At 33.5% G+C, this 4,575-nt stretch carries 4 protein-coding genes; all 4 read right to left on the bottom strand.

Translation table 11 applies throughout. From position 1 onward, the window contains the following. Positions 1–96: 96 nt before the first annotated feature. Positions 97–477 (bottom strand): DUF6262 family protein, encoded by a 381-nt coding sequence (locus HNR53_RS22950; RefSeq protein ID WP_184530497.1) that lies wholly within the window; start codon positions 475–477, stop codon positions 97–99. Next, positions 470–2,587, bottom strand: a complete 2,118-nt coding sequence (locus HNR53_RS22945) for a tyrosine-type recombinase/integrase (RefSeq protein ID WP_184530495.1) — start codon at positions 2,585–2,587, stop codon at positions 470–472. Before HNR53_RS22945 ends, HNR53_RS22950 begins: the two co-directional genes overlap by 8 nt. Positions 2,588–2,600: 13 nt before the next feature. Beyond that, positions 2,601–3,722, bottom strand: a complete 1,122-nt coding sequence (locus HNR53_RS22940; protein WP_184530493.1) for a tyrosine-type recombinase/integrase — start codon at positions 3,720–3,722, stop codon at positions 2,601–2,603. Between the two features lie 61 nt (positions 3,723–3,783). Then, positions 3,784–4,323, bottom strand: a complete 540-nt coding sequence (locus HNR53_RS22935) for a helix-turn-helix domain-containing protein (protein WP_184530491.1) — start codon at positions 4,321–4,323, stop codon at positions 3,784–3,786. Positions 4,324–4,575 lie beyond the last annotated feature (252 nt).

Here is a 4,575-nt window from a genome sequence, read left to right as displayed (position 1 = left end):
AGTTATCAAGACCTAATTTACAAAAAGTCCTGAAAATAGGGGATAATACATGTTAGTCATGTATAATATGTATTATCCTTTTATCATCTTATTAAACTATAATTTTTTATAAACATCTGCATATGAAAATTTTAGCTGCTCCCGTAATTCTTTATTTTCATCTTCTAATTTCTTAATTTTCCGTTTAAGCGATTCGATAATGGCATCTTTATTATTATCGTTCATTTCTCGTTTTACTTGTTTAGGAGTAGGTGTTTGTGATTGTTGTTGTCTTAATGTTTCTATTTTTTCACGAATATCTGTATTGTTGTACAACGTTGCTTTCGTTACACCGGCCTCACTGGAAACACTATTAAAATTGATTTTTTCATTAGCTCGTATGAGCCTTTTAATGGCTTCATCTACTTTCTGATAAGTGTTAGCTTTACGCTTGGCATGAATAGCCTTCAAATGAGAAGAGCGGTTATATTCAGACATTCTTAACACCTAACTTTCGTTTCATCCGAGCTTGTCTACCAAAAATAATATTTCCTTCTTGAAGAGTATTTAAAATGTTTTGGTAACGTTGTAAATTCTTTTCGTTTTTCTCCGCAATATCCTCTCGGCCTCGTTGTTTTGCTATTTCTATTGCCTTTGTGGTTGTTTTAACGTGAAGTTCATACTTTTGCTTATCTAATTCTGAGAATCCTACAGCTAAATCTTTACATGGCGTTTGATTGTCACCACAAGTAAGGCAAGGGGGTGCTTCCATATGAGGGCAATTTCCGTTTAGGCGAGCGTGACACGTTCCATAAGGGTTGTCCATTGCATTTAGCTTGTGATCCTGCCATAAGGCATCCAAAATATCTGTCGGAATATCTTCTCCTGCTTTAATTTCTTGTACTTCACCATTCAAATCAAATGTAAAAACCCCTTGATTAATTACTGACTCAAATGCTTTTCTTTTAGTATCATCCAATAACTTGGCATATCTTAATGTCATTTCAGGGGATGCGTGAGCCAGTAACTCTTGTACGGTTAATATATCTGCACCACCGTTTAACATTTTGACCGCGTAAGTATGTCGAAACTGATGTGCATTAAAATGAAACAGCTTTCCACTCTCATCCACAATATGGTTTTGTTTTATTAATGAATTTAATGCTTTGTTAATCCAACGTTGAGAAAATGGTTTTCCTTTACGAACGCCACGATAGCGAATAAAAATGAACCCTTCGGGATTATTGTCTTGATTACTATGTTCTTTGGATTTTTGTATTAGAATCGCAAGGATGTTTGCTAACTGATCATCAATAGGAATACGATGATCTTTGACATAGGTTTTTTCAATATCCGTTTCGATAGAATATTGACCATTTAGTTTTACTAAGCAATCCGACGTTAAACCTAATACATCTGATATTCTAAGACCAGTTTTAAACGCAATCCAAACAACAGGGATCACATCTTCATGCAAGTTATCAATATGAGTAAAGAGTTGCTCTAATACGTAGTCAGGAATATACTCAATTTGGTCAACTGTTTTTTTTCTTGATTTTGGCTTATCCTCTGGAAAAAGTAATAATCTCACATTAGTTTCAGGAGCCAAATCATATTCATAACGCTGAATATCTTCTAAAAATTTTCCAATAACCTTTAATGCTCTTGCTACATACTCTGGAGGGTTTGCATTTTTTTGTTTTAAGTTATTTCTTGCATACTCATGCAACCATTGGATATATTGCTCCATATGAGAACGTTTTAATTTTTTAAAATCATTCCAATTCGGTTCCAATAAAAATATATAGGAAATAAAATTAGGTAAAAAAACCATGTAATTTAGTGCGGTACTCCATGAGAATTTATTCATACTTAATATTCGTTTCTTGAAATATCTCTTTACTTGTTCACGAGTATTTAGATGTTCAATCTTGGTAAAATCAAGATAATACTCGCTTCTACTTTTGTTGTAATCAATTCCGTATTTTTCATTCAAAATTCGTACATCCCATCGGTCTTTAACCCATTCTTCACGAGAGTCTGTCAATGATGACAAATTTGAATGAATTACTTGTAGGAAGTTAGCTATAGTCGTTTTGCAAGTATATTCTTTGTACATTTCGCCTTGTTTAATTCGTTGTGTTTGAATTTTTTGCTCATGTAACCAAAACAGCCATTCTTTTTCAGCCTTTTCAATATCCAAGTCTAATATAGATGGGAGTGTAGGATATTTTTCATTTAGAAACCGTGTTAGTTCACGTAAATAAGCTATTTGCCCACCAAACACACTACCTAAAGTCCATTCATCATTGAACAGCTTGTTATACCAGACATACTTTACTTCTAAATTAATTGTGGGACTATTAAATTGAAACCGAATATTTTTGGTAGAACCTTTGTAACTTTCTAACATTTTTTTGAATTGATTGATATTACCTACATTACTGATGTTCCAACTATTATTGACCAAAAAATATGGGTTCATTACTTGTTCGATTGTAACAGTTCCGTCTTCATGAACAGTTTTCTCAGGATAGGTTGACAGCTCTTTTTGTAAGCCTTCGTGAAAACCAATGTCTTCTACTTGAATATTCTTGATTTGCTTCATCCAGTAACTCCTTTTAGTTATTTTTCTTTAGGTTAAACTCGGATTGTGCTTTATTCCAATCTTCTCTAATATCTTCATCAGAAGGATGTAGGTATAAGTTCATTGTTGTTTGAATTTGAGAATGTCCTAATCGTTCCTGCACTTGCTTAATATCTTTTGTTTTTTGATAATATATTGTTGCGTGAGTGTGGCGAAATAGGTGAGGGTGAATGTCTATGCTTGTCTTCTTTCTCAAACGCTTGAAAAGGGATTCCACATCGCTGTATGTCATCGGTTTTCCTGCGTTCTCTCCACGTAATTTGACGAATACAAAGTTTGTATCCACATCCAGTTCATCCATAACTTCATATAAATAATCATCATATAAATCCATTAGAGACTGTGACACAAAAATCTCACGTTCACCTGTTTTTAACTTTGCTCCGTTTTCCAGCTCTCCTCGATCAACTAAACGGATCCTATGACCTTTTGCATGATCGAACACGAAATCTTGCATGAAAAGTGAAAGAACTTCTCCAATACGCAATCCTGTCTCAAATAATACTTGGATTAAAAAGGTATCTCGTATATTGGATGTGGCTTCAATCACTTGCTGCACTTGTTCTTTTGTAAGTATTTGTACCCTCTTGCGAGGTTCTTTTATTTTCAATACATTCCTAACAGAAGGCTTATCTTTGTTGACATGGTGTAAAAAGCTCTTGTAACGAGTTCTCCCCCCTGTAAAGACTTGTTTCATCAATTTTTCAATCATGTCATTTTGTAGTTCTTCGTTTCTGTATAAGTAATCGTAAAAATTTGTAACAGCCGTAAGCGTAAGGTTAATGGTCTTTTCTGTTTTTTTTGCTTTCACAGGTTGAAGGGAGGTAACTTTTGTACTTTCGTACGGGTTTCTTAACCAAGCTATAAATTCCACCAAATCTTCTAACCTTATATACTTATAGTCCTTATTTGTTACTTCTAAAAAGGTAAAATACTGTTTTAGAGAGTAACAGTAGGTCTTTTGAGTATTCCTGCTTTTTCCTGTTACATCTATATACTTTAAATATTTCATAACAGGCAATACCGGGAATCCTTTATCATCGATTAAGATATATCGTTTGACATTATTCTCTAAAATGACTTCTTGGACACGCACTTAATTCACCGCCATCTTCTGTGCTTACTTTGTAGTATCGATTTATGACATGACTGCATATTTAATCTTGTTCAAGCCAGTTATAGAAAGGAAGAGGGCGTTGTTGATTGTCTACTGATCTATTGTTTTGTATTCTTGCGATATTTCGGTCTTTCTTAATCGGTAAAGTTGTGGGGATCCAACCTTTACTAATTGCCTTTTTAATAAATCCTTCGGGATTTTTCACTTTATTTGGTGATTGCTGCATAATAAGCAATATTTCTAATGTGCGTTTAATTCCGATATGACTCAGGATATTCATCATAGATTCCGTAGGTGAGGTCATTGTAACTGCTTGATAAGCTAATAAAACTAATTCTTTGGAGTCTTCGTCTTGTGGTGTCGGGAGTTGGTTGTGGTTTGTTGTTTTAGTTTTATTAAGGTGTAAATGTTTATTCGAATTTAGAAATGTTTGAAGGTCTTGGTGAGGAATCCGCCATCCTTGCTTATCATTTTCTTTATAAGCATTAGGGAACTTGCCTGATCGAAGCCACCTTTTAACAGTCTCTTCGCTTTTCTGCAATGTTTCTGCAATTTCTCTAACTGTGAGTAAATTTTCCATTAATCATTTCCACCTTCCTTGCGAATTTTTACAACAACAACATAAATGGCATTGTAAAATGTTGTTGTTGTATTAGAGGTCTACAAGAGTCTTACAAAGAAGTCTGTTTATCGAATGTACGTTCTTGATTATATTATACATAATAAACTATAATTTTGAAATATATTTAATCTTTATATTATGTGAAAAATAAGAGGACATATGCCCTTATATTGAACATATTATCCTCTTATTAGTATAGTCTATTTAACT

Origin of the sequence: Bacillus benzoevorans (assembly GCF_014207535.1) — a bacterium.
GTDB lineage: Bacteria > Bacillota > Bacilli > Bacillales > Cytobacillaceae > Bacillus_BD > Bacillus_BD benzoevorans.
Note: the sequence above shows the minus strand (reverse complement) of the source record. Positions and strands in the feature narration are given on the sequence as shown.

Coding starts and splice junctions, on each gene's coding strand:
- HNR53_RS22935 (WP_184530491.1), bottom strand. CDS start 4,323: ATGGAAAATTTACTCACAGTTAGAGAAATTGCAGAAACATTGCAGAAA.
- HNR53_RS22945 (WP_184530495.1), bottom strand. CDS start 2,587: ATGAAGCAAATCAAGAATATTCAAGTAGAAGACATTGGTTTTCACGAA.
- HNR53_RS22950 (WP_184530497.1), bottom strand. CDS start 477: ATGTCTGAATATAACCGCTCTTCTCATTTGAAGGCTATTCATGCCAAG.